At 52.3% G+C, this 24,281-nt stretch carries 23 protein-coding genes and 1 tRNA gene; 12 read left to right on the forward strand and 12 right to left on the reverse strand.

Annotated features, from left to right (window positions below):
- Nucleotides 1-7 precede the first annotated feature (7 nt).
- Nucleotides 8-1,489, forward strand: a complete 1,482-nt coding sequence (gene dacB / locus AAC632_RS05710; protein WP_340297730.1) for a D-alanyl-D-alanine carboxypeptidase/D-alanyl-D-alanine endopeptidase — start codon at nucleotides 8-10, stop codon at nucleotides 1,487-1,489.
- A 3-nt stretch (nucleotides 1,490-1,492) separates the two neighbouring features.
- Here dacB and AAC632_RS05715 read toward each other — a convergent pair whose 3' ends face one another.
- Both AAC632_RS05715 and AAC632_RS05720 read right to left on the reverse strand, forming a co-directional pair.
- The gene (locus tag AAC632_RS05715) at nucleotides 1,493-1,825 is read right to left on the reverse strand and encodes a hypothetical protein (protein WP_340297728.1); all 333 of its coding nucleotides are present in this window, start codon (nucleotides 1,823-1,825) and stop codon (nucleotides 1,493-1,495) included.
- 35 nt (nucleotides 1,826-1,860) lie between these two features.
- Nucleotides 1,861-2,280 carry a tellurite resistance TerB family protein gene (locus AAC632_RS05720; protein ID WP_340297727.1) on the reverse strand — a complete coding sequence of 140 codons (420 nt, stop codon included), beginning with the start codon at nucleotides 2,278-2,280 and terminating at the stop codon, nucleotides 1,861-1,863.
- A 116-nt stretch (nucleotides 2,281-2,396) separates the two neighbouring features.
- On the opposite strand from AAC632_RS05720, the gene AAC632_RS05725 reads away from it, so the two are divergent.
- The 3 genes from AAC632_RS05725 to AAC632_RS05735 all read left to right on the forward strand — a co-directional run bounded on the left by AAC632_RS05725 (nucleotide 2,397) and on the right by AAC632_RS05735 (nucleotide 4,860).
- Nucleotides 2,397-3,977 carry a lysine--tRNA ligase gene (locus AAC632_RS05725; protein ID WP_340297726.1) on the forward strand — a complete coding sequence of 527 codons (1,581 nt, stop codon included), beginning with the start codon at nucleotides 2,397-2,399 and terminating at the stop codon, nucleotides 3,975-3,977.
- A gap of 71 nt (nucleotides 3,978-4,048) precedes the next feature.
- Nucleotides 4,049-4,483 (forward strand): DUF4864 domain-containing protein, encoded by a 435-nt coding sequence (locus AAC632_RS05730; protein WP_340297724.1) that lies wholly within the window; start codon nucleotides 4,049-4,051, stop codon nucleotides 4,481-4,483.
- A 14-nt stretch (nucleotides 4,484-4,497) separates the two neighbouring features.
- Nucleotides 4,498-4,860: a hypothetical protein gene (locus tag AAC632_RS05735; protein WP_340297722.1), complete on the forward strand. Its 363-nt coding sequence runs from the start codon at nucleotides 4,498-4,500 to the stop codon at nucleotides 4,858-4,860.
- Here AAC632_RS05735 and AAC632_RS05740 read toward each other — a convergent pair.
- Nucleotides 4,857-5,336, reverse strand: coding sequence for a pyridoxamine 5-phosphate oxidase (locus AAC632_RS05740; RefSeq protein ID WP_340297721.1), 480 nt, complete (start codon nucleotides 5,334-5,336; stop codon nucleotides 4,857-4,859). The genes AAC632_RS05735 and AAC632_RS05740 overlap by 4 nt on opposite strands.
- Nucleotides 5,337-5,418: 82 nt before the next feature.
- Between AAC632_RS05740 and AAC632_RS05745 the strand changes: the two genes are divergently transcribed.
- Complete coding sequence (locus tag AAC632_RS05745; RefSeq protein ID WP_340297720.1) at nucleotides 5,419-6,015, forward strand: carboxymuconolactone decarboxylase family protein; 597 nt, start codon at nucleotides 5,419-5,421, stop codon at nucleotides 6,013-6,015.
- On the forward strand, nucleotides 6,008-6,496 hold the full coding sequence (locus AAC632_RS05750; RefSeq protein WP_340297719.1) for a tRNA (cytidine(34)-2'-O)-methyltransferase: 489 nt from the start codon (nucleotides 6,008-6,010) through the stop codon (nucleotides 6,494-6,496). The genes AAC632_RS05745 and AAC632_RS05750 overlap by 8 nt, the downstream gene beginning before the upstream one ends.
- Here AAC632_RS05750 and AAC632_RS05755 read toward each other — a convergent pair.
- Both AAC632_RS05755 and uvrB read right to left on the reverse strand, forming a co-directional pair.
- Nucleotides 6,488-7,744, reverse strand: a complete 1,257-nt coding sequence (locus AAC632_RS05755) for a lytic murein transglycosylase (protein ID WP_340297718.1) — start codon at nucleotides 7,742-7,744, stop codon at nucleotides 6,488-6,490. The two genes, AAC632_RS05750 and AAC632_RS05755, sit on opposite strands and share 9 nt — an antisense overlap.
- Before the next feature lie 170 nt (nucleotides 7,745-7,914).
- Nucleotides 7,915-10,104: an excinuclease ABC subunit UvrB gene (uvrB, locus tag AAC632_RS05760; RefSeq protein ID WP_340298757.1), complete on the reverse strand. Its 2,190-nt coding sequence runs from the start codon at nucleotides 10,102-10,104 to the stop codon at nucleotides 7,915-7,917.
- Nucleotides 10,105-10,547: 443 nt separating this feature from the next.
- On the opposite strand from uvrB, the gene AAC632_RS05765 reads away from it, so the two are divergent.
- The 5 genes from AAC632_RS05765 to AAC632_RS05785 all read left to right on the forward strand — a co-directional run bounded on the left by AAC632_RS05765 (nucleotide 10,548) and on the right by AAC632_RS05785 (nucleotide 16,693).
- Nucleotides 10,548-10,859, forward strand: a complete 312-nt coding sequence (locus AAC632_RS05765; RefSeq protein WP_317656386.1) for an ETC complex I subunit — start codon at nucleotides 10,548-10,550, stop codon at nucleotides 10,857-10,859.
- Nucleotides 10,860-10,919: 60 nt separating this feature from the next.
- Nucleotides 10,920-10,996: transfer RNA gene (locus AAC632_RS05770), tRNA-Arg, on the forward strand.
- A gap of 529 nt (nucleotides 10,997-11,525) precedes the next feature.
- Nucleotides 11,526-13,910 (forward strand): EcoAI/FtnUII family type I restriction enzme subunit R, encoded by a 2,385-nt coding sequence (gene hsdR / locus AAC632_RS05775; RefSeq protein WP_340299879.1) that lies wholly within the window; start codon nucleotides 11,526-11,528, stop codon nucleotides 13,908-13,910.
- A gap of 27 nt (nucleotides 13,911-13,937) precedes the next feature.
- Nucleotides 13,938-15,362 (forward strand): class I SAM-dependent DNA methyltransferase, encoded by a 1,425-nt coding sequence (locus AAC632_RS05780; RefSeq protein ID WP_340299880.1) that lies wholly within the window; start codon nucleotides 13,938-13,940, stop codon nucleotides 15,360-15,362.
- The gene (locus tag AAC632_RS05785) at nucleotides 15,362-16,693 is read left to right on the forward strand and encodes a restriction endonuclease subunit S (protein ID WP_340299881.1); all 1,332 of its coding nucleotides are present in this window, start codon (nucleotides 15,362-15,364) and stop codon (nucleotides 16,691-16,693) included. Before AAC632_RS05780 ends, AAC632_RS05785 begins: the two co-directional genes overlap by 1 nt.
- A gap of 215 nt (nucleotides 16,694-16,908) precedes the next feature.
- Here the strand turns inward: AAC632_RS05785 and AAC632_RS05790 are convergent, their stop codons facing one another.
- From AAC632_RS05790 to AAC632_RS05815, 7 genes are all read right to left on the reverse strand, one after another.
- On the reverse strand, nucleotides 16,909-17,970 hold the full coding sequence (locus tag AAC632_RS05790; RefSeq protein WP_340299883.1) for a DUF3631 domain-containing protein: 1,062 nt from the start codon (nucleotides 17,968-17,970) through the stop codon (nucleotides 16,909-16,911).
- Nucleotides 17,971-18,053: 83 nt separating this feature from the next.
- Nucleotides 18,054-18,233 carry a helix-turn-helix transcriptional regulator gene (locus tag AAC632_RS12225; protein WP_445322685.1) on the reverse strand — a complete coding sequence of 60 codons (180 nt, stop codon included), beginning with the start codon at nucleotides 18,231-18,233 and terminating at the stop codon, nucleotides 18,054-18,056.
- A gap of 67 nt (nucleotides 18,234-18,300) precedes the next feature.
- On the reverse strand, nucleotides 18,301-18,960 hold the full coding sequence (locus AAC632_RS05795) for a hypothetical protein (protein ID WP_340299885.1): 660 nt from the start codon (nucleotides 18,958-18,960) through the stop codon (nucleotides 18,301-18,303).
- Complete coding sequence (locus AAC632_RS05800) at nucleotides 18,941-20,101, reverse strand: tyrosine-type recombinase/integrase (protein WP_340299887.1); 1,161 nt, start codon at nucleotides 20,099-20,101, stop codon at nucleotides 18,941-18,943. Before AAC632_RS05800 ends, AAC632_RS05795 begins: the two co-directional genes overlap by 20 nt.
- A 602-nt stretch (nucleotides 20,102-20,703) precedes the next feature.
- Entirely contained in the window at nucleotides 20,704-21,873 is a 1,170-nt protein-coding gene (locus AAC632_RS05805; protein WP_340297717.1) for an ROK family transcriptional regulator, read from the reverse strand.
- Nucleotides 21,873-22,352, reverse strand: a complete 480-nt coding sequence (locus AAC632_RS05810) for an RbsD/FucU family protein (RefSeq protein ID WP_340261691.1) — start codon at nucleotides 22,350-22,352, stop codon at nucleotides 21,873-21,875. Before AAC632_RS05810 ends, AAC632_RS05805 begins: the two co-directional genes overlap by 1 nt.
- Complete coding sequence (locus AAC632_RS05815) at nucleotides 22,352-23,131, reverse strand: ATP-binding cassette domain-containing protein (protein WP_340299889.1); 780 nt, start codon at nucleotides 23,129-23,131, stop codon at nucleotides 22,352-22,354. Before AAC632_RS05815 ends, AAC632_RS05810 begins: the two co-directional genes overlap by 1 nt.
- 173 nt (nucleotides 23,132-23,304) lie before the next feature.
- Between AAC632_RS05815 and AAC632_RS05820 the strand changes: the two genes are divergently transcribed.
- The gene (locus AAC632_RS05820) at nucleotides 23,305-24,240 is read left to right on the forward strand and encodes a sugar ABC transporter substrate-binding protein (RefSeq protein WP_340261687.1); all 936 of its coding nucleotides are present in this window, start codon (nucleotides 23,305-23,307) and stop codon (nucleotides 24,238-24,240) included.
- Nucleotides 24,241-24,281 lie beyond the last annotated feature (41 nt).

A 24,281-nucleotide genomic window follows, 5' to 3' on the forward strand; every position in this document is an offset into this window, starting at 1 on the left:
TGGGCAGATGATCACGCGGCGCGGGGTTTTGGCGGGTGGTATCTCGGCTGCGGCAAGCGCGGCCTATGGGCAGGCCCCGTTGTCTTCCCTCGTGCCGATGCCGCGTCCGACCGCGCCCACCCCCGCAGGGGCCGCAGGTCTTGAGAACCTTATTGCCGCAAGCCCCTATCAAGGCGCGGTGGCCGCTGTTGTGGCCGATGCGCGCACGGGCGAGATATTACAGGGCCATAACGCCAGCGCAAACTTGCCCCCCGCAAGCACGATGAAGGTTTTAACCACGCTTTACGCGTTGGACGCCCTTGGGGCAGGCTATCGATTTGCAACGCGGGTTTTGGCCACGGGAAATTTGCGAAACGGGCGGCTTGAAGGGGATCTTTGGCTGTATGGCGAGGGGGATCCCCATTTGGACACCACGGGGCTTGCCACGCTGGTCACGGGCCTGCGCGATATAGGTCTGCGCGAGGTGACAGGCGCGCTGCACCTCGTGGATACATCCCTGCCGTCCATTCCCCTCATCGATGTGACACAGGCCGATTATGCGGGGTATAATCCTGCAATCTCGGGTCTGAACTTGAATTTTAACAGGGTCTATCTGGCATGGGAGCAGGGGACGAATGGCCTACAGGTTGGGCTTGATGCCCGCGCGGATGACTTGCGCCCTGCGGTTTTGGGAATTGGCTTGTCAGTCGCGGATCGCGCGGCCCCTGTTGTGGACTACCGCGCGGAAACGGCAACGGCGCGCGAGGGTTGGTCGGTGGCCAGATCGGCCCTTACGGGTGATGGGGGGCGCTGGTTGCCTGTGCGCAATACGGCCGCCTATGTGGGTGAAGTTTTTGCCTCCCTTGCGCGATCCTCTGGCATCGTACTGAGCAGGGTGCGGCGCGCAACTGCCGTGCCGTCTGAGGCTGTGGTTCTTTCGGAAATTTCAAGCGCGCCGCTTGATGCTATGCTGCGCTCTATGCTGCGCTATTCGACAAATCTCACGGCTGAGGTCGTAGGATTGCGCGCAACACAGACCCTAACGGGGGCGGCCAATCCAAGTTTGCGCCAATCTGCCGATCACATGGCGGCACGGCTTGAAGGGCGCTATGTGTCGGGGCGGGCTGAGTTACATGATCATTCTGGCTTGCAGGATTTAAGCCAGATGACGCCTGTGCAAATGGTGCAGGCTTTGGTGGTGGTGGGGCCAAGAGGGCGCTTGCGAAACCTGTTGCGGGCGCATCGCGTCAATGACGAGGTGCAAGCCCAAATTGGCACGGCCGAGATTGTGACGAAGACAGGCACGTTGAATTTTGTCTCAACCTTAACCGGCTATATCGAGGGTCCCAATCGGCCCTTGGCCTTCGCTATTTTTAGTGCAGATTTGCCCCGCCGTGCGGCGCTTGGCCCTGATGAGCGCGACCGCCCCCCCGGTGGGCGGACATGGATAGGTCGCGCCCGCACATTGCAAAATGATATGCTAGTGTCATGGCTGCGCGGCTTTGGGTGACATTTACCGATCAGGCGGTGTCCAATCTTGCGGCGGAACTTTGCGCCGCTTCAGTCTCAGCGCAAGGCCGATGGCCACACCCGTAGCGATTGCAACGGTTAGATCCGTGAAAACCGTCAAAACCAGCGTCAGCACAAAGAGGCCACGATCAGAGACGGGCCCCGCTGTTACATAGCTGCTCCAATGATGCGGTTCGGACATATTCCAAGCCGTCAGCAACAGCAGCCCACCCAAAGCGGGCAGGGCCAAGTAATTTGCCAAAGGCGCTGCAAAAACGTCACGCGTTGCTGCCGCTGCCGTATAGCCCGGCCACGTGCTTAGGATTTGTGGTTTCATGGTGCCGCCATCGAATCGCGGCGAAAATTGCCGTCTTAATGTGTAATATGCCGCGCGCGCGCGCCGCGTTCAATCGCTGCCGCCGCAAGACGATCAATGTCCAATTGATAGCGGATTTCCATCAGCATACGCAGTTCCGTTTGCCCCAATAACCCATCTGCGGCGGCCACATCGCAGCACAGCGCATATGCGGTTTCATGGAGCTTTTCTGGCAAGGCTTGGTTCACTAGACCAAACAGCGCATCCAAGCCATCTTCCTCTTCGAACAGGTCGAACACAGTTTTTGAGACATTTTGCATCCGATCTGCATCGTAATTGGCAAAGACTGGCAAGTTATTCACTAAGGCCTCAATGGTGACCAGCTCAGCGGTGCCGACTGACTCATCCGAGAGCGAGACTGCCATCATGAGCGCAACGAGCGCGTCCTGCGCAGAAAGGGAGGTTTCAGAGCTCATGCGGGATCCTTTCAGGGTTCTGTTTTGGGTTTAGATTATTGACCCCGCTCGGTTGCCGCAATAGGTGCAGGGGCAATGCGGCCACCCGATGCCGCGCTTGTGATGGATGAAGCCAAATGTCTGATTTTCGTGATGCCGCCCTCAGTTCCAAAGCTTGGCCTTTTGAGGAAGCGCGCGCGATTTTGAAACGGTATGAAAAAGCCCCGCCTGAAAAGGGCTATGTGCTGTTTGAAACGGGCTACGGCCCCAGTGGCTTGCCACATATCGGCACATTTGGCGAGGTGCTGCGCACCACAATGATCCGCCGCGCCTTTGAAGCGATCAGCGACATTCCAACGCGTCTCATTTGTTTCTCGGACGATCTTGATGGGATGCGGAAGGTTCCGGGCAATGTGCCTAACCAAGACATGCTGCGTGAGCATCTACAAAAGCCGCTGACATCAGTGCCTGATCCGTTCGAAGAATTTGACAGTTTTGGCGACCATAACAACGCCATGCTGCGGCGGTTTCTCGATACATTTGGTTTTGAATATGAGTTTTATTCGGCGACCGAATTCTATCGGTCAGGCCAGTTTGATACCGTTCTAAAGCGTGCTGCGGAGCGCTATGACGATATCATGAAGGTGATGTTGAAATCGTTGCGCGAAGAACGCCAACAGACCTACTCCATCTTCTTGCCGATCCACCCTGAAACGGGCCGCGTGCTGTATGTGCCGATGAAAGAGGTGAATGCGCAGAACCATACGATCACCTTTGATGATGAGGATGGGCGTGAATGGACGCTGCCCGTGACGGGCGGCAATTGCAAATTGCAGTGGAAGCCTGATTTTGGCGCGCGCTGGGCGGCGTTGGGCGTTGATTTCGAAATGTATGGCAAAGACCATTCCACAAACACGCCGATTTATGACGCGATTTGTGAAATCTTAGGCACACCTGCGCCGCATCATTTCACCTATGAATTGTTCTTGGATGAGACAGGGCAGAAAATCTCGAAATCGTCTGGCAACGGGATTTCGATTGATGAATGGCTCAGCTACGCCTCGACCGAGTCCTTGAGCTATTTTATGTTTGGCAAACCCAAAACCGCCAAGCGGCTTTATTTTGATGTGATCCCCAAGGCCGTGGATGAATATCACCAACAATTGCGGGCTTATCCTGATCAGGACTGGGCGCAGAAATTATCCAACCCTGTGCATCACATTCATAACGGCACTGTGCCTGCCTCCGATATGGTGGTCAGTTTTGCGATGTTGCTCAATCTTGCCTCTGTGGCTGGGGCGGAAGACAAGGAAACCCTATGGGGGTTCATCCGCCGTTATGCGCCTGATGCCTCGCCTGAAACCAATCCAGATATGGATCAAGCGGCGGGTTTTGCGGTGCGGTATTACAATGATTTTGTGAAGCCAGAAAAAACCTTCCGTCTGCCCAATGACACAGAGCGCGCTGCCCTTGAGGATCTTGTTGCGCGGCTCAAGGTCTATGATGGGCCGATTGAAGATGAGGCGCTGCAAACGCTTGTCTTTGCGGTTGGCAAAGATCATGGGTTCGAGCCGCTGCGCGATTGGTTCCGCGCACTTTATGAGGTGTTGATGGGCGCAAGCCAAGGCCCACGCTTTGGCGGGTTCATCGCGCTTTATGGTGTGAACGAGACAATCGCGCTGATCGAGGCAGGATTGCGCGGCGATTTGGCGGCATGAGGCGCAATTGACCTTTACCTTTTGCCCCCTACCTCTTGCCAGCAAGGGATAGAGGTCAAAGGTCATCAGGCGTGATCCGTCATTATGTCATTACTTTGATTTTGGTTCTGGGGGTGGGCTTGGCCGGTGCGCCGCGCTCGGCGCTGGCGCAGTCTGCACCTGAGATTGATAATCGCGTTGAAGCGACCATTGCCGCCCAGCTTGAAGCCTTTCGCGCCCAAGACATCCCCCGCGCATGGAGCTATGCAAGCCCCCTTATTCAAAATTTATTTGGCGATCAGGATCAATTTGCCCGCATGGTCGAGCAAGGTTATCCAATGGTGTGGCATCCGCTGACCTATCGGTTTGGTGCGGCGCGTATGACCCAATCTGGCGTTTTTCAGCAGGTCGAAGTAATTGATCGCGATGGGCAAAGCCATCTTTTGATTTACGAAATGGTCAAGATTGCGGGTGATTGGCGGATCAATGGTGTCCATTACATGCCGCAGCCGCCTGCCTCGGTCTAAGGATTAAGACGTTTTTGACACGTTTGACGTGGAACCCCTCCGCAACGCATCTATCAAACCAATATTTTATATTCTGCGAGGTTCCGTTCAGGGCTTTGCGGGACACCCAAAACCCTGTGACGCTTGCCGTCACGGAAAACAGCCCGCAGCAGGTTTGGGAGGTGGATTTGCGCGATTGGCTGCTTTTTGAGGGTCAGGCGCGGGTTGCGGCCTCTGCCCTGCCTGAGGGGCCGTTGCGCAACAGCGCCAATGTTGTCCAATACGTCACCCCCTATGCCACCACACGGCATGGGGTTGGGCGCGGCTCAATTCGCCTGAACTGGCCTCAGCCTGTGCGTGGCACAGTGCAATTGACCGCGCGCTGTGACACACCCTAAGGCCGCAGATCATCGGGGGTAAGATGAAAGGCCTGACCAAAGCCGCCATTTAAAAACGCGGCTTTGACGGTAAATTCCACCATACGGAAATCGCCAAAATCAAAATAGAGCTTTGCTTTGGGATAGGCGGCCAGATAGGCCGCCTTTTTTTCGGCCTTGTCACAGGGCAGGGCATAGGTTTCTAAACTCAGGCGGGGATGGGTCAAAGGATCGCCGCGATCATGCACAGAGCCGATCAACAGCCCACAGTTTGGCCGCTCTGCCAAGGCGCGACTATGCGCGGAGAGATCTGAAACAAGACTAAGAATTTGTGCCGTCTCAGGCAGCCAGACATAGGCGACACGGCTGAGGGTGGGCGCTCCTGTCTGCGGGTCAGTGACCCCAAGCGCCGCATAGTTATGGTCTGCCATTATCCCACGGGCCAATGCGCGCGCCGCATCATCGGTTGGGCGTATGGGGTTGGTCGCTTTTTCCATTGGCCCGCGCCTTTCGCTTGCAAGTTTTGCCCCTGCGCGCCACGGTCTGCGCAGCAAAGGGAAAAGAAGGGAGACCCGCATCATGGCATTGATCCGCCCGCTTGAGGAAGAGGAAATGGAGCGCGATCTGGCAGATCACGTTCAGTTTTTCAAAGGGCCGTTGGGGGTGATCCCAAATTCTGTGCGCACCATGGCACATCGTGCGCCAATCGCGCGGGCCTTTACCGATTTGAACGTGGCGGTCATGACGGATTACGGCGCGGTCACGCCTGAATTCAAACGCCTGCTTGGGTATGTGTCCAGTCAGGCATCAGGCTGCCTGTATTGTCAGGCCCATATGATCTTGGCCTCCGAGCGGTTCGGCGCGTCAGAAGATCGGTTAAACGATGTGTTCACCTTTGAAGGTAGCCCCCATTTCACCGAGGCCGAGAAAGCCGCCTTGGCCTTTGCGCAGGCGGCAACCCTTGTGCCAAATGCGGTGACACCAGAAATCGGCGCACGCCTAAAGGCGCATTGGGGTGAGGCCGCCGTGGTCGAGATCATGGCCGTTGTCGCGCTGTTTGGGTATCTTAATCGTTGGAATGACAGTATGGGATCCGCCCTAGAAGATCTTCCAATCAGCAAAGGTGAGGCGCGTTTGAAAGACGCCACTGGGTGGAGTGTCGGCAAGCATGTCTGAGCGCCCCCAAGCCCCGCATCAGATGAAGATCGTGTTGTTCCAACCCGAGATACCCGGGAACACGGGCACGATTGGGCGCACTTGCGTGGGCTTGGATATGGAATTGATTTTGATCCGACCCTATGGGTTTGAGCTATCGGAGAAATCAGTGCGCCGCGCGGGGCTGGATTATTGGAAATATGTGCGCCTGACAGAATATGATGATTGGGAAGCGTTTATCGCAGCGCGCAGGCCGCGCGCGGATCAGTTGTTTCTCTTTGAAAATGATCGGGCGCAATCGGCCTATGAGGTCGAATTTCCCCAAGATGCCTATTTGGTTTTTGGTCGTGAGACGACAGGGCTGTCTCCTGAGATTATCGCAGCTCATGAGGATCGGCTTGTCTCATTGCCGATGTATTCCCCGCATATTCGCTCTTTGAATCTGGCAAATATCGCTTGCGCGGCGGCCTACCAAGCCTTGCGCAGTCACGCCTTAGCGTAAAGCGGTCAGCAGGGTTTGCGAGGGTTGGCCTGTGATGGGCCATCCTCTTTCAGCCTCAAAAGCGTGAATGGCGGCTTCGGTTTGGCGGCCAAATACGCCATCAATTGTGCCAATCTCATAGCCACGCGCCTTGAGGCCCTCTTGGATGGCGCGGCGATCTTCAATCAGCAGACCATATTGATCTGGTGGGAATGGCGTGGATATAGGCCCCGCCCCAGTCAGCCGCCCTGCAAGGTAGATGACACCAAGCGCGTAATTATCCGATGCATTATACCGCAAGAGCGCGCTGAAATTGGGCGAAACGAGGAACCCAGGCCCGTTTGGCCCTGCAGGCAGCAGCAGGGCGGCATTGCCCAAATCGCGGGTGGGCGTCACCACAGGCACCACGCCGCGCGTAATCCAAGTGGCAAGCGTGCTTGGCGCGCCGCGCCCAGAAGGCCCCGAATATCCTTGGGGCAGGCGCACCTCGCAACCCACGCCAAATTCGCTTTTCCATGCGCCCCCTTCGCGCAGATAGGCGGCGGTTGAGGCCAAGGCATCTGTGGGATCAATGCCCCAAATATCTTTCTTGCCATCACCATTGAAATCCACCGCATGGGCCGCAAAGGTGGTGGGAATGAATTGGGTATGCCCCATGGCCCCTGCCCATGATCCTTTGAGGTTTTCGGCGGTTGTATGGCCTTGCTGTAAAATCCGCAGAGCAGCAAAAAGCTGCGCCTCGAAAAAGGCCGCGCGCCGTCCGTCATAGGCAAGGGTCGATGTGGTTGAGATCACGGGAATATCCCCGCGCTTTGCACCAAACTCGCTTTCAACGCCCCAAATCGCCGCCACCACTTCGCGTGGGACGCCATATTGGTCTTCGATGCGGCGCAAGAGGCGCGATTGATTGGTAAAGGCTGCGCGGCCCGAAGTCACCTTGGCCTCAGAGGCGACAAGGTTCAAATAATCCTCGAAACTGCGAGAGAATTCTGCCTGATTGCGGTCGCGGGTCACGACACCTGGCAAATAGCCTGTGCCACGGAAAGCTTGCGAAATGGTGACGGGGTGTATTCCCCGTGCCTCTGCGCGAGATTTGAAATTGGCCACCCATTGGGCATAGCCCGTATTTGGGGTTGGTTGCAGATCAGGCGGGGTTGGGCGCAAGAAGTTTTGACCTGCTTGGGTCAAGCCATCCAACGGGTTTGGCACGCACCCGCCAAGCAGGGATGCGCCCGTGGTTAGCATCATCATGCGTCTGGTGAGGGTCATGCTCGCGGCCTCTTGTTCTTATGCGCGTCCTTCTACCAAATTCTTCGCGCAAGGGCGACAAGAATGCGGGATAATGATCCACAAAAATTGGCAGATGTACCGTTTCAGAGGCCTTTGTCGGCGCGGTTCAAAAGGCGAGCTTGGGCTGTGAGGGCGCGCAGGGTGCCGCCCTATCTGCGGCGCTTGACCCCACCCCGTTGCCCAGGCCGCCCTGCGGTGCTGCGCCCTTTTGCGGCGCTTGCCGCCTCGACCGCTTCATCCACGGCAGATTGGCGGGCCAGCGGGTCATCCGCCACAGCCAGTTCCACCGCCTCTAGGCGCTTGACCTCATCGCGCAAGCGCGCGGCCTCTTCAAATTCCAAATTCTCTGCTGCTTTGCGCATCTGCGCGCGCAGCCCATCGAGATGGGCAGCCAGATTTGCACCGACCATAGGTTTGTCGACTTTTGCGGTGACGCGGCTCATATCCACATCGCCTTGATACAGCCCCGCCAAGATATCCTCGACATTCTTCTTCACTGTCGCGGGGGTGATCCCGTGTTCCTCATTATAAGCGATCTGCTTGGCGCGGCGGCGATCCGTTTCCGCAATGGCGCGTTCCATGCTGCCTGTGATCCGGTCAGCATACATGATGACACGGCCATCCGCATTTCGAGCGGCCCGTCCGGTGGTTTGAATGAGCGAGGTTTCAGAACGCAAAAAGCCCTCTTTGTCGGCATCCAAAATTGCGACAAGCCCACATTCGGGAATGTCCAATCCTTCGCGCAACAGGTTGATCCCGATCAGAACGTCAAAGGCGCCAAGGCGCAAATCGCGCAAAATCTCGATCCGTTCGATTGTGTCGATATCGCTATGCATATAGCGCACGCGGACGCCTTGTTCATGGAGATATTCGGTCAAATCTTCGGCCATGCGCTTGGTCAATGTGGTGACAAGCACACGCATGCCCTTGGCCGCGACTTGGCGGATTTCATCCAACAGGTCATCCACTTGCGTCTCAATTGGCCGGATCTCAATTTGCGGGTCTAATAGGCCCGTTGGACGGATCACTTGTTCGGTAAAGACGCCGCCTGCCTGTTCCAATTCCCAAGTAGCAGGGGTGGCTGAAACAAAGATAGATTGTGGCCGCATCGCGTCCCATTCTTCGAATTTCAGCGGTCGGTTATCCATGCAAGAGGGCAGTCGGAACCCGTGTTCGGCTAAAGTAAATTTGCGCCGATAATCCCCGCGATACATGCCCCCGATCTGCGGAACAGTAACATGCGACTCATCGGCAAAGACGATGGCGTTATCTGGAATATATTCAAACAAGGTGGGGGGCGGCTCGCCCGGGGCGCGGCCTGTCAAATAGCGCGAATAGTTCTCAATACCGTTGCAGACGCCTGTGGCCTCAAGCATTTCGATGTCGAAATTTGTGCGCTGTTCAAGGCGCTGTGCCTCAAGCAGTTTCCCGTCAGCCACAAGATGATCCAAGCGCTGGCGCAATTCTTCTTTGATGGCCTTCACCGCCTGTTGCATGGTTGGGCGTGGGGTGACGTAATGCGAATTGGCGTAGATACGGATTTTGTCGAATTTATCGGTGCTTTGACCCGTCAGCGGATCAAATTCGGTGATGCCTTCGAGTTCCTCGCCAAAAAACGAAAGACGCCATGCCCGATCTTCGAGGTGCGCAGGCCAAATTTCCAAACTGTCGCCGCGCACCCGGAATGAGCCGCGCTGAAACGCCTGATCATTGCGCCGATATTGCTGTGCAACCAAATCGGCCATGACCTGCCGTTGATCATAGTCTTGTCCTGCGAATAGATCGACTGCCATAGCCGTATAGGTTTCGACCGAGCCAATGCCGTAAATACAGGACACCGATGCCACGATGATCACATCGTCTCGTTCCAACAACGCGCGGGTGGCGGAATGGCGCATTCGGTCAATCTGTTCGTTGATCTGGCTTTCTTTCTCAATGAACGTGTCCGTGCGCGGGACATAGGCCTCGGGTTGGTAGTAATCGTAGTAGCTGACGAAATACTCGACCGCGTTATCGGGGAAAAAGTTTTTGAACTCCCCATAAAGCTGAGCTGCCAAGGTCTTGTTATGGGCAAGTATGATTGCGGGGCGCTGTGTTTCTTCAATCACCTTGGCCATGGTAAAGGTCTTGCCCGTGCCAGTTGCCCCCAACAAAACTTGGTTGCGATCCCCATCTGTTACGGCGGCTGCAAGCTCGGCAATCGCGCGGGGTTGGTCGCCCGCGGGGGTAAACTCGGTCTGCATCACAAAGCGCTTGCCGCCTTCGAGTTTTTCGCGTGCCAAACGATCGCTATTGGCGCGTCCCTCGCGCGGGGACGCAGCGCGTGGCAAATCGGGCATAGAGCTTGGCGAATTGTTATGCATTTTGGCCCTTCCACAGGTCACACGCATGGTCTGTGCGCAGGGTCTATCCTATAGCGCTGCGCGCCAAGGACAAGCGATAGAGGGCTTATTCATTGGGGCGCTGTGAGGTTTCCAAAAAGTTAATCAACTCAGAACAATTTGTCGCAAATTTATACAACTTTAAGGAGAAATTTTGATTACATCCGAGAGAAAATTTCCGTAGCTTTTTCTTGCAAGCAGAAAATTGATTGTCGGTCGGCATCGCACCGCCCACCCCTCGCTCCCTAGATCTCGGCCGGCAATTCAATTTTGGGGTATTTCCTGCTGCCCGCGCTCATCTTCATCTTGCAACTTCCGCGCGTTTTGCCGATATGTGAACCAGTTTTGATGGCTGAGCGATACCCCGAACGCTCAGAACCAATAGAATGACGGAGCAAGCCATGGTCGCGCGCATTTACAAACCCGCCAGAACCGCAATGTCCTCGGGCACTGCAAAAACCAAGGATTGGGTTCTAGAATTTGCTCCTGAGAGCGCGCGCGAGATTGATCCACTGATGGGGTGGACATCAAGCGGCGATACGAAAGCGCAAGTGCGCCTTTATTTTGACAGCCAAGAAGCGGCCGAGGATTACGCCCGCGCCCATGGGATCGAAGCAGTGGTGTTGCGCCCCAAATCGCGCAAGCCAAATGTGCGCGCAGGCGGCTATGGCGAGAATTTCGCCACCAACCGCCGCACGGTTTGGACGCATTAACCCAACATCCCCCTTTGCCCGTTTACGCAGGGCCCAAGATTGGGTAATCAGCCCGTATGCGGTCCCTTAGCTCAACTGGATAGAGCAGCTGACTTCTAATCAGCAGGTTCGGGGTTCGAGTCCTCGAGGGATCGCCATTAAATCAAAGACTTAGAGGTAAGTGGCTGAGCTTTTTGTTTTTTGAGGAAACTCTGGGGAAACAATTCCCAAGTGCTCAGCTTCCTTAACCTTGAGCAAAATCTGTCTAGAGAAATTTACTTTGCGTCACCTTAGCAGGTGGGGGTGGGGGGAAAAAACGTGCAACGGTTACTGCAAGTGGTCCTGCCCAGGCATTTTTTTTAAAAAAGGTACGATGAAATTTCGATACCGCATATTGGAAAAGTGGTGCTCATGCCGAAGCGAAACAGAAGCTTCGCCGTGTTCCCTGCTTCGTTAGCGCTACGTAATCCGTCCACTTGATTCGAATCCCATCTCTTCCTTTTAAGTAAATAGGAGCGCTGGTTTGCAGCGAGGAGACAGCAGTAATAAAATTGTAAAATATGCTACACGTGCGGATAGTAATAGAATTTTTCATAACTTAACATCTGGGTAAATAATGTTCATGCGCAGTATTAAAAGGTTATCTGCCCAATCCAGTCCCATCTAGTATTGGAACCCGATCATCGGATGACAAAGAAAAACGATTTATCAGAACGCGACATCTGTACCAAGTTCATCACGCCCGCGCTGGAGCGCGCAGGATGGGACATGCAGAAGCAAGTCCGCGAGGAAGTCGGCTTCACCGATGGCCGTATCTACGTAAAGGGCAACCTCACTACTCGTGGTAAACGCAAGCGGGCAGATTACATCCTTTACTACAAACCGAATATCCCGGTTGCCATTATCGAGGCCAAAGACAACAAACATTCGGTCATGGCCGGCATACAGCAAGGGCTGGATTACGCCACTATTCTGGACATACCAACGGTATTCAGCAGTAATGGCGACGGCTTTTATGAGCACGATCGCACCGCCAATGACCAAGTTGAACGCGAACTCTCGCTGCACGAATTTCCAACACCAGAACAACTGTGGGAACGCTATAAACGCTACAAAGGCATTACTACGCCAGAAGCCGAGTGCATCAGCGCTCAGGATTACTTCTTCGACGGGACCAGACGTAGCCCGCGCTACTACCAGCAAATTGCTGTCAACCGCACGGTAGAGGCTATTGCCAAAGGCCAGCAGCGTATCCTGCTGACAATGGCCACCGGAACCGGCAAAACCTATACCGCTTTTCAGATCATTCATCGCTTGTGGAAGTCTGGGGCTAAAAAACGCATCCTGTTTTTGGCCGACCGCAATGCACTGATTGATCAAACCCGACGTGGCGACTTCCGTCATTTCAAAGACAAAATGACAGTGATCAAACAAAAGAAAATCGACAAGTCCTACGAAATCTATCTGGCACTGTATCAAGGGTTGACCAATTACGACGAAGATAAGGACGCCTACCGCGAATTTAGCGAAGATTTTTTCGATTTGATCGTCATCGACGAGTGTCACCGAGGAAGCGCCTCAGAAGATAGCGCCTGGCGCGAGATTTTGGATTATTTCAAGACCGCCACCCACATTGGCCTCACCGCTACGCCCAAGGAAACTGAATCCGTTTCAAGTACTGAATATTTCGGCGACCCCATTTATACCTATTCACTCAAGCAGGGCATACAGGATGGCTTTCTCGCGCCCTACAAGGTGCTGCGGGTTGGCCTGGATGTCGACCTGGAAGGCTGGCGGCCCGAGCCAGGCAAAACCGACAAGAGCGGACAACTGGTGGACGATCGCATCTACAACCGTAAGGATTATGACAAAAGACTGGTTATCGACGAGCGCACAGAAGCCGTGGCCAACAAGATTACCGAGTACCTCACCAAGACCAACCGCTTTGACAAAGCCATCGTCTTCTGCGTCGATATCGACCATGCTCAGCGCATGCGCGCCGCCTTGGCCAATGCCAACAGCGACCTGATGGCGCAGAATCCAAGATATGTCATGCAGGTCACCGGCGACAACGATGAAGGCAAACGTGAGTTGGATAACTTCATCAACCCGGAAGAACGCTACCCAGTCATTGCAACCACATCCAAACTGATGACCACTGGAGTTGATGCACAAACCTGCAAGCTGATCGTGCTCGACAGCAACATCGGCTCAATGACCGAGTTCAAGCAAATCATCGGGCGCGGCACCCGCATTAATGAAGAATTCGGCAAAACTTTTTTCACCATTCTCGATTTTCGAAATGTCACCGACCTGTTTGCTGATCCGGATTTCGATGGCGACCCGGTACGTGTGAAAGAATTGGGCGAGAATGACGACTTTGAAACCCCCGAACAAGAAATCGAAGAAGGTGAAACCATCACCGATGAAATGGGTGAGGAAATCATATTCGACCGACCGAATGAACCGCCAGAAATCATCGCCGGTGGTGATATCATCAGCGAGCCGCGCCCCAAGTTTTACGTCAATGGCGTCAATGTCGCGATCCTCAACGAGCGCATTCAGTATATGGACGGCAACGGCAAGCTGATGACTGGCAGCCTGAAGGACTACACCCGCCTGAAAGTACGCGAGCAATACCATTCGTTGGATGACTTTCTAAACAAATGGCACAGCGTTGACAGAAAGCAGGCCATTATCGACGAACTGACCGAGCAAGGTATCGTGCTGGAGAATCTGAAGGAGGCCATCGGCAAGCAGATGGATATCTTCGATATGATTTGCCACACTGCTTTCGACCAGCCGCCGCTTACCCGCGCCGAGCGTGCCAAACAGGTTAGAAAGCGCGATGTGTTTACTCAATACGGCGAAGAGGCCCGCCAGGTGCTCAACGCACTACTCGATAAATACGCCGACGAAGGTATCGAGACTATCGAAGATATAAAGGTGCTGAAGGTCAACCCGTTTGACCAGTTCGGCACCCCGACAGAGATTATTAAAATTTTCGGGGACAAACCACAATACTTGCAGGCCTTAACCCAACTGGAACACGCGCTGTATCAGGCGGCTTAAATAACGAGAATAGAGCAGTAACGACACATGGCTAACGTATCAGGCATCGTAAAATCCGCCCGTAAAATCATGCGGCAGGACACTGGCACCGGTAGCGATGAGCTTCGCATTCTGCAACTGGGCTGGATGCTGTTTCTCAAAATCTTTAGCGATAAGGACAAGGAGCTGGAGTTGTTGGATGACAATTACAGCTCGCCCATTCCGCCGGAGTTGCACTGGGACGAGTGGGCTGGAAATGACGAAGGCATGACAGGCGACGAACTGTTGCAGTTTGTCGATCGCAAGCTGTTCCCCACGCTGTCAGAGATAGACCTGTCCACCGCTAATCGCCGTGCTGTATTGGTGCATGAGGTGTTTGCCAACAACTACAACTATATGAAGTCTGGCATTCACTTGCGCCAGGTGATCAACAAGCTCAATGAAATCGACTTCAACAACAGCAAAGACCTGCACCTTTTCGGCCAGATTTATGAGACCTTCCTAAGCGAACTGCAAAGCGCAGGCACCCTGGGCGAGTTCTATACACCGCGTGCCGTCACCCAGTTTATGACCGACATGGTCAGCCCCGCCCAAGGCGAAACCGTGCTCGACCCCGCCTGCGGAACTGGTGGCTTTTTGACTGCCGTAATCGATCACCTCAAAGCCAACGCCAGCAGTGTAGCCGAGCGCGAAGCTATTCCCCACAATGTGCGTGGCTGGGAATACAAACCACTGCCCTACATGCTGGCCAACACCAATCTGATCCTGCACGATATCGTTACCCCCAATATCCAATTTGGCGATTCCCTGGAACGTCCCTTAAGCGAATATAACCGTAAGGATCGGGTCGATGTGATTGTCGCCAATCCGCCTTTTGGTGGAGTGGTTTCAAACAATAATGAGAACAACTTCCCGCAAACCTACCGCACCAAAGAATCGGCGGACCTGTTTCTGATTCTGATCATCCACTTGCTAAAAGAGGGTGGCAGAGCGGCAATTGTACTGCCCGATGGTTCACTTACTGGCGATGGAGTCAAACAACGCATCCGCCAGAAACTACTGGAAGACTGCAACTTGCACACAATCGTGCGCCTGCCCAACTCCGTGTTCGAGCCCTATGCCTCGGTGGCCACCAACCTGCTGTTTTTCACCAAGGGCGAGCCAACAACAAATATCTGGTACTACGAACATAAACTGCCCGAAGGCTACAAGGCCTACTCCAAAACTAAGCCTATCCAATTGGCCGAGTTTGACATGCTGAAAAACTGGTGGGTAGACCGTGAGGTCAATGAACAAGCATGGCAGATAAATATCGATACCATCAAAGCCAATGGCTACAATCTCGACATTAGGAACCCGCACCGCGTCGAAGAAGAAAAACAATTTAGAAGCGCCGAACTGCTCGACCTCCTGCATCAGTCATTTGCTAAGAGCGATGAACTGTTGGAGCAGTTGCGAGGGGAGTTGTCGTAGTGGCTACTTGGCAGCAGGTAAAGGTTGGTGAGTTTCTTTTTGAGCGGGAAGGCCGTTACAAGCCTGACTCCGCAGAAATAGCCGGGCTGCAACGAGTAGATAAGATTGATTTCTCAGGTAAGTTCCACATTGATAACAAACCTAGCAAAACGGACATGATCCTAATTAAGCCAGGTGATTTAGTCATTTCGGGAATAAACGCTGCCAAAGGTGCCTTGGGTGTTTTTCATGGCGACGCTGATGTTACAGCAACAATTCACTATTCGTCGTATACATTTGATGAACGCAAAGTCAGCGTTGAGTATTTCAAGCGATTTCTGAAGTCGCCAATATTTATTCAATTACTTAAAGAGCAGGTGAAAGGTGGTATTAAAACAGAGATCAAACCAAAGCAGCTACTGCCACTTGAAATTATGCTGCCAGAGAAACAGGAGCAGTTGGCTATTCTTGGCCGATTTCAACGTATCGAAAATGAAAGTACTGAACTTAAGAGCGAACTTACCTATCAAAAAACCCTGCTGAAAAAACTACGTCAGCGGATAGTACAGGAAGCCATCGAAGGCAAACTCACTTCCGATTGGCGCGCGCAAAACCCCGATGCGGAACCTGCCCGCGAACTGCTAAACCGCATCGCCACCGAAAAAGCGCAACTGCTCAAAGATAAGAAAATTAAAACACAAAAGCCGCTGCCACCGATTGCAGATACGGAAAAGCCGTTTGAGCTGCCGCAGGGGTGGGAATGGTGTCGGTTAGGTCAGCTTATCTATGAGAATCCAAGAAATGGATACTCACCAAAGACGGTCGATTACCCGACAAACACCAAGACGCTGAAGTTGAGCGCTACCACCTCAGGGCAGTTCGACTCGAGTCAAGTAAAGTATATTGATGAAGAAATACCACGAGATTCATTTCTATGGATAAAGCCGAGAGACATCCTGATTCAGCGGGGAAATTCTATTGATTTTGTGGGTGTTTCAGCGATCTATCGAGGTCAAGAAAATTGCTTCATTTACCCTGACTTGATGATGAAACTGAAGCCTGTGGACTCGCTCTCAGAGGAATTCTTGCACCACGCTTTGATGAGTCCAAGTTGTCGGGAATATTTCCGAAGCAATGCGACTGGCGCTCAAAAAAGCATGCCCAAAATAAATCAAGCAGTTGTTTCTTCTGCGTTGGTTCCACTCTGCTGCGAAGAAGAACAACAAGCCATTGTTGCAAAAGTGGTAAAGCTGCTCGATCTCTGCGACCAGTTGGAAGCAAAAATCACCCAAAGCCAGTCCCACGCGGAACTACTAATGCAAACGGTGTTAAAAGAAGCCTTTAATCACTGAGCCTCTCTCGCGTTAAGAGCAAAGGTCTAACTTTAGCGATTAATGGTTCTAGAGCCTACATAAGTAGCAAATACTGAGTTTGTGCATGTCGTCATTTCTGGACATCCTAAGCCATTCGTCTGCAATCAATGCTACGGCATAGGCTGATTTCGATAGACCTTCCACAAGTTCCACACCCTCCATTTTGGAACTTATGGAGGATGTGGAAGGTTTGATCACAAGGAGGGCAGGTAGCGTTTGAACGCCTCCTCAAGGTCGGCCATTAAATACACATTGTGAGCAGTACGTCTCTGTGGGTGGACACCATATACCCTTAAGGTTTTCGCTAGCCACTTTCCGGTGATTGGTCGACCATTGTTTCCAGCCATCCAATCGTTGTCGGGGTGATAGAGCAATTTGTCCAGAAGGGCATTGCTTGGCACTTCAGGCGTAATTTCATCCTTAACGATTTCACGAATGTCGGCGAGTAGCTCGCTACCAGACGATGTGACTTTGTCGGGCTTTCGCTGCACCTCGATAACATCAAAAGCTTTCAACGCTTTTGTTTTCCAAATGTTCCCCGCCATGGATGCCACGCGGAACAACGGCTCCCAGTTATCCTGCATTCGGTTTCCCGCCTGGGGTGGCAGGTCTAACTGTGAAGTGCTCGGCGCCGCGCTCTCAGACCAATCATGCAAAAATTTCCTTATGAATTCTTGGCCCTCGAAGTAGCCTATGTGCATACGCCTGACCTGCTCACTAGTCAGTTTTCTGCGCAGTCCAATGACAATTGAACGGCTCATCAACGTGTCTTCAAATTCACCGATCCCTGCTATTACCTGCGGACACCAAAGAGAGAGTTCAACGGGCTTCCATTCGGCATCCTGCCCCTTAACGCTTAACATCTTGGTTGCTGTTCTACGGGTGTGCCCTGCATTTATAATGCCGTTTAGTTCTTCATTGCCCCGTAGAGACCGATCAGCCTCATCGATTAGAAGGGTCGGTGTGCAGCTTTGAATGAAACGGTATACAGCCGAAGGGGTGATGCTTGACGCAATGCGGCCATTTCTCGCAAACGCTTCCACGACTTGGAGGGCAGTGCTTTTGCCGCATTCTCTTTCAGGTGAGTTGATCAGTAACTTTGGAAAGAGAAGCCAGTGGTCTAGCAGATAGCTACTGGCAATCCAAAGTGCGATCGCGTCAGCATCGCTCTTGTCCTGAAAAATCACGTGACTGTTTGCTTCGTCGGCAATGTAGTCAAGCGCGTGACACAACGATTCAATTCCATCATTTTTCATGATACAATTCCTTAGTTGATAGGATGATCGCTGCGCTTGGTTTGGCCGCCTGCTGCAGCGATTATTTTTTGGGGTTAAACGGTCTAGCGATTTCTACTGATGCAGTCAGAAATCCACTGATCGACTTCGCTTTCCAACCAACCACGTCGGCAGTCAGAAATTTTTATAGGCGCTGGAAAGCGCTCGTCTTTTACCATCCGATATATTTGCGCTGTCGAAACCGATGTCCGCTCAGCAACGTCTTTGGCTTTCAGTAGTCTCATGGGCAGCTCCTTTCGTGCTTTACCTGAAAGGGATGCTGCCACCAGTGTGCTGAGGCTAATTGGGGAATTAACCCCTTTGCGGCAGATGTTCTTTATTGAAAAGCATTAGGAACGTCTCAGAAGAATGGTCTTGGCCCGAAAGTTCCTTGTAAAGGGTAAGAGACCCTTGATCTTTCGCACCCTCTTTAAAGTCCTTAACTGTTGAAGATATGGTGCTTTTTGCCAAACCCGTCCTGTCTGCAATATGCGCAACCGCCGTCTCTCTTTTACAGCCTTCCGCTATCATTTTGTCATAGGCGCACACCAAAAGCGCACGATGCACTGAACTCGTTACCGCTGGTCGATTGCCTCGCCCCATCCCAAGCGGCTTTACCAGAAGCCAGTTGCGCCCACCTCTTTCAATCTCCCACAATTCTTCAACCAGCCGGTCAATTACGGCTAAGGGTAGGTCCTCATCTAAATGCTTGAGGACTTTTTTCAGCGGACGAAACACGTGAATTAATTGTTTCAGAACAAGTCGCCTGTTCGCTTGCTGAATTTCTTCAGGCGAGTTCTCCACTGTTGTATTCTTTGTGTCTGCTGCAAGTTTGGTAAAATAACTATCGTCGCGTGAAAGGTAGCTCTCCATCAGTTCTTGCGTCGCACCCAGGCGCGAATGGAGTTCTTCCAGCCAATCATCTAGGGCAATATTTGCATTGTCTTCACGGTTACTCTCTGACGATTTCATCCAGCCGATCCGCCCATTTCTCCAATGCAGCCCGCTTCTCATCGAGGTAAGTGTAGCGATCATATACAGCTGTTACCCCGGAGTCTTTGTGGTTAAGCACGAGTTTGATTGTAAAGCGATCAAATCCCAGGCGTCCAAGGTTGGTCGCTACAGAGGCACGCAGATCATGGAAGCGCCAGTCCGCTATGCCTGATGCACGATCAATTTGCGCTTTGGCTTTCGAAAATCCGTTCAGGGGTTTGTCGCCAATTCTGCCGGTTGATAGTAGGTATTCACCCTCTGACTGAAGCAACTCCTCGACAATAGCCGCTGCCTGCTTTGACAGGGGTAGGACATTCTCGCGCTTATTCTTGGTGTCGTTAGACGACAGAAACCAAAGGCCGCCATCTATACGTGAGCGCCTCATAGAGGCGGTCTCCATCTCTCGCTGACCACACAGCAATGAGAGTCTTAACCACGCCTTGTAGGGGGGGCTAAGCGCCTCTGAGGCATTCCATATCGCTTTAATTTCCTTGTCACTCAGAACGCGCTCTCTGCGCTTCTCTGAGAAGGGTTTTTTAATATGGTCAGCAGGCGAATGTTCAACATAATCACGTTCAACCAGCCATCCAAAAAACTTCCGGATATGAGCGAGAGCACGGTTCGCGCTCGGGCCCTTATCCTCTTCGATCAGCTTATCAAGGATCGTGTGAATATCGCGGCGGCTGACTTTGGATACTGGCCGCTGACCCAAGGCTGATACAAGGTATAGCTTCAGATTGTTCTCAGCTTGTTTCCAGCTTTTGTTTTTTGGCTTGGCGTAGCGTTCAATGAACTCTGGCACCATCTCAGCGACGGTTTGCTCTCTCTGGGCTTTCTCATGCGCTTTAGCGTGCCGGGGGTCATTGCCAGAAACTACTAGCCTTCTTAGTTCTTCCACCTTGTTTCTAGCGTCACCTAAGCCAATGTCAGGGTAGGGGCCTAGCGTTACCCTTCCAGTCTTGGAGCCTAGCCTGAATGTGTAGCTGAAGGACTTAACGCCTTTCTTTGTTAACTTTAGGCTCAGACCTTTGCAGGCAAGGTCACCGAAGTGCCTTTCCAGTTCCGAATCAGCCTTCAGGGTTTTGAGCCATTGGTCGGTAAACTTGAGTTTGCTTGCCATTTGAGGAAACTATGGGGAAACATTTTTTTGCGCTTTCATGTAATGTATGATCCTGTATGATTTCAATCAACCCAAAATAATCCAAAATATAAAGGACTTAATGAGATGCTATGAGTTACATGATGACTGATGAGAGACACGGAGCGACTAACTTCTAATCAGCAGGTTCGGGGTTCGAGTCCTCGAGGGATCGCCATTAAATCAATAACTTAGATAGTTTTGGTAAGTCTTGAGACCTATCCAGGGTGCCATAGGGTGCCAAAAATGGTCCGGGGTTACTTGGCCTGATCAAATTCCAGCAACAAAGAATCGTGCACCGGGAGCCCCCTAATATCAGACCGTGCGCCTCGGACCTCGGGCCTCGGTCATGGGTTGGTAGATTTATTGGAGGATGGTTTTGATGGGGGACTTGGAGGTAGCTTTGTCGCGCAGTCATCAAACATATTGGAAATCAAGAGATCTATATCTTACCCTAAGCTATCGGTTTATTTGATTTCAATCGTGTAAAACATTGCAGCTTCAGAGCAGAGGGCCACAATACATTAACAACTAAACAAGACCATCCAATCGCGGGCATAAAATTGTTTTGATCTTTGTGATGGTTAGGTTTTGTCCAAAGCATATTCAGCCAAGATAGGTGCAATGCCAGAGCCAATAGCACGGGCGGAAATACCTATCTCACCAGAAATAATGGTGGTGCCTTTTAATCCGCGATGATCATAATGAGCGAAAGCGGCGTCATTAACGGCCTTTATAAGTTCAGCGTTGAGATGGCGTGTGAGTGAGCTGTCAACGATTATTGCATCAGCATCAAACAGGGCTTGTGCAATTACTGCGGCAAAGGCGATTTGTGGTGCGGCTACATCAAGCCAACTTCTAAAAACCGCTCTGGCAGTATCATCATGCAGATTTTCCGTATAGAAAACGTCCGAGGCCAGACCGCCAGCTTCTGCACTTTCTTCTAAATAGTGCAGCGAGGCGCCTTCCAATAATTGTTGGGCCTTTCCTTCTGCCACTACAGATATTGGCATTGAGGCTATGGCACCGGCAAGATTATTTTGACCAGTGTATAGTTTGCCGTTTACGGCGATGCCTCCACCAATAAATGTGCCAACATAAATATAAACAAAGCAATCGTAGCCTAGGCTGTTACCAGTTGCTATTTCAGCCAAGCAGGCTGCAGAAGCATCATTGAGAGCCGTGACTGGAAGCGCAAATGCATTTTCCAAGTCAGTGGCAAGATTGGCTGTAGCCCAATGTGACATTGCACCTTCTGGAGCGCCGACCGTGGCTTCCCATGCTTCAAGTTCATCGGGTAGTGCGATGCCGATACCAACAACACGTGAACGTTGGCCATCGGTCAGCGCTGCAAGCAAAGTAGCAACCTCCCTTAACACACTTTCACGGATTGTCGGAAAATGTGGAAAATCGTAGTGCTCGAGCCGCTGTTCGATAATCTGATAGTCAAATCCCATAACTATGACTTCAAGCGAACGACGGCCAACTTTGATACCAATTGACAAAACTCCATCCGGATCGAGTGAGTAAGGCGTCGAGGGCTGTCCAATTTTTCCTTTAATAGAAGCCTCAGCACGTAATAGCCCCTCGCTAACGAGGCGGTTCACAATAACTGTTGCCGATTGCGCACTAAGACCAGACGCGCGTGTAAGGTCCGCTTTGCTCATCGAGCCATTTGCTCTTATCAGCTCCAACAAAAGCAATTCATTGTGTGGGCGCTTGATTTGCGATTGGATATGTTTGTCTTTCGGCATCAACCCTTTGCCCATTTGCGTTGAACATGAGTAGCGTCTACTTCGATGCATCCGCCGATTACGCCCTTTCGCAATATCACATTCGCAAAAAGGTTGATCTCACTGGTAGCAACCACTGCGTAACAACGTTGGATCCGATCGTATAGAGACGCCCCGTGAGAAACTTCAATTCGTTTAATGTGCCCGAGTGCATCGATCAGGTGTCCGTCTATTTTCTCGTGAACTTCGGATCGGCGATCAGGCTGAGCAGGATTACAACTCCGTATCGCTGGGCAATTCACATCAGAATCCAAAGGTAGCACCGACAAGATTGCCGCAAGCACTCGATCGACAGATAGCCCATCTGCCCTTACGAGTCGTTTCGCATGCGCCTCGGCAGGATAATTTCCATCGACAATAGCAATTTCATCTCCATGCCCCATAGCGCGCAAGTTCGCTAACAAATCTGGGCCGAGCACAGGATCAATGCCAAGTAACATTAGATATAACTCGCATCTTCGTGCACGCCTTGATCGACGCCAGTGATCATTGCAACGACTTCGTTCCCACTTGCAGTCTTTGCGTCTAAAACCCCGGCAATCCGGCCTTGACGGAACACGACTATACGGTCCACCAAATTAAACACTTGCCTCAAATTGTGAGAAACGATGATCACAGGAATGCCGCGTTTTTTGAGCCCACGAATAATATTTTCTACCTTAGTAGTTTCCTGGATACCCAGTGCCGCAGTCGGTTCATCCATAATGATGAGCTTGCTTCCCCAGCCAGCTGCTCGACTGATGGCCACACACTGCCTCTGACCTCCTGACATTCCTGATACTGCTTGCTTAGTGTCTGGGATCTTAATACCCGTCTCTTCCAGCAATTCACCTGCTCTCTGCTCCATGTCTTTTTTCTTAAGCCAAGACAGCGGCCCAAACTCAAAATACACTTCTTCGCGGCCCAGAAAAATATTTTCGGGCACGTTGAGGTGATCAGCTAGTGCAAGATTTTGATAGACGGTCTCAATCCCGTAAGCGCGCGCATCTTCAGGTGCCTTAAACCGCACAGATTCGCCTTCGATTAGAACTTCGCCTGAGGTGGGTTGCTCGACACCTGTGATATTTCGCACAAAGGTTGATTTGCCTGCGCCGTTATCTCCAACGATGGCTATATGCTCATCCGCATACATTTTAAAATCAGCGTCATTAAGAGCCTGTACACCGCCGTAGTGCTTTGTTAATCCACGTGTTTCTAAAACAATTTTACGGTCAGCCATCATTTCCACCCTCCCAAAGTCAACGCTTCTGCACACGGAATGAGCATCATTGTGTCAACTAAGTCAATAATTAAATCAAATTGAATTAGTTATTGACATGTCTCCAGTTTGACGCTTTCACTGTCGCCAATGCCTGCTGAATGTGGCTCGGCGTTTTTTGGGAGGACTCTAAATTGAAACTTAATCTTAAACTCGCAAGCGTGGCTGTAGCCGCCGCTTTGATTGGCTCTGCAGCAAACGCTCAAGACGTCATTGGCTATATCACCAAATCCGCTACCAATGCTGGATGGATGATGATCAACCAAGGCGCAGAAGACGCTGCCGCAGAGGAAGGTGTGACGCTGGTCGCAGTTGGCCCCTCATTCCAGGGCGATCTATCAAGCCAGTTGGAAGTATTTGAGAACCTAGTCGCGCAAGGCGCTGCGGCCATTGCGGTGGCACCAGTCGACAGCGCGGGCATCGCCCCTGCAGTCAATGACGCGATGGCGGCGGGCATCCCTGTTGTTGCGGTAGACACCGGCGTCTCAGGTGCCGAAGTCACATCTTTCGTGGCCACCGACAACTACGCCGTCGCGAAGGTCCAAGGCGCAGTTGCCGCAACTCTGATCGATGATGGCCAGCCCATTATCTACGTGACAGGTAACCAGGCACAGTCAACTGGTCAAGAACGTCGTAATGGCTTTATCGAAGCCTTTTCTGCGGCGCGCCCAAACTCCGAAATTCTCGAAGTTCCAACTGAATGGAACAGCCAAGAAGCTCAAGAGGGTGTAGAGGCAATCCTTAACAGTCGTCAGGATATTGCAATGGTCGCCAATGCTTGGGATGGCGGCACAATGGGTGCCATTGCAGCTCTGCGCAACCTTGGTTACGGCGCTGGTGATGTGCAACTCGTAGGTTTCGACGGCGCAAGCGACGCGATCGTCGCGATGCGCGAAGGTTGGGTACATGCTGACACTGCCCAAATGCTATACCAAATGGGCTATCAGGGCATCCGTGCCGCAGCAGCAGCCGCTCGTGGTGAAACCGTATCGCCCCGTATCGACACAGGCTTTTTCCTTGTGACACCTTCGACTTCAGCTGTTTACAGCGAAATGGTTGGCATCGAGTGATCTAGCAAAATAGGTTGAGGGGCGCGTCATACGGCGCGCCC

Origin of the sequence: Roseobacter sp. HKCC-CH-9351 (assembly GCF_037830295.1) — a bacterium.
In the GTDB taxonomy this organism is placed as follows: domain Bacteria; phylum Pseudomonadota; class Alphaproteobacteria; order Rhodobacterales; family Rhodobacteraceae; genus M30B80.